The following is a 949-nucleotide window of genomic DNA, read 5'->3' on the forward strand; positions in this document are numbered from 1 at the left end:
GCGTGAGCAACTGCCTCGCTGATAGCTGTATATGTATTCGCGTTTTTCTGAAATGGGTCGAGTTTTGATTGGGTGCGGTTCCATAGGTGTAGAGAGAAACCTGCACGAATCAGGTTAGTAACCATGGGAGCGCCCATGAGGCCTACACCAATAAAAGCAATATGCATGACATAACTCCGAATTTTAATGGCATAAAAAAACCGCCTGTTGGCGGTTTTTAGTAGAAGAAAGAGGCCTAACTATCCATTAAGCCTTTTACTTTCTTCATCGCATTTTTTTCTAATTGACGAATTCGTTCAGCTGAAACGCCGTATTCATCTGCTAGCTCATGAAGCGTGGCTTTTTTCTCATTTAACCAGCGTTTGGTGATGATATCTAAACTACGCTCATCGAGAGTACGTAAGGCTTCAGTTAAACGATGACGCGTATCACTCGATGTATCAGCCAGCTCTACAGCACGTGCAGGGTCTGCTGAATGATCTTCTAGATAGTTCGCTGGAGCTAAGAACGCGCTGTCATCATCTTCATCAGAGCTAGCATCGAATGCTGTATCTTGAGCGCTCAAGCGACCTTCCATTTCGCGAACGACGCGAGGTTCTACACCAAGGTCTTTAGCTACTGAATCAACTTCATCTGCGGTAAACCAAGCAAGACGCTTTTTAGAGCTGCGAAGATTGAAGAACATTTTACGTTGCGCTTTGGTCGTCGCAATTTTGACAATGCGCCAATTACGTAAAATGAATTCGTGAATTTCAGCTTTGATCCAATGTACAGCAAAAGACACCAAGCGAACGCCGAATGTCGGATCGAAACGTTTAACGGCTTTCATTAGGCCGACGTTTCCTTCCTGAATAAGATCAGCTTGAGCTAAACCATATCCAGAGTAACTTTTAGCGATATGAACAACAAAACGTAGATGCGACATAATCAAGTGTCGCGCAGCCACAAG

General features: G+C 44.2%; 2 protein-coding genes. Both read right to left on the reverse strand.

What is annotated here, in order from left to right; translation table 11 throughout:
• A partial coding sequence (locus A3762_RS21900) for an NAD(P)-binding domain-containing protein (RefSeq protein ID WP_197469487.1) occupies window positions 1-167 on the reverse strand: 167 nt, incomplete at its 3' end.
• 68 nt (window positions 168-235) lie between these two features.
• Window positions 236-949: RNA polymerase sigma factor RpoH (gene rpoH / locus A3762_RS21905; RefSeq protein ID WP_068757630.1), on the reverse strand; the 714-nt coding region annotated here is incomplete at its 5' end.

This window comes from Oleiphilus sp. HI0125, assembly GCF_001635355.1.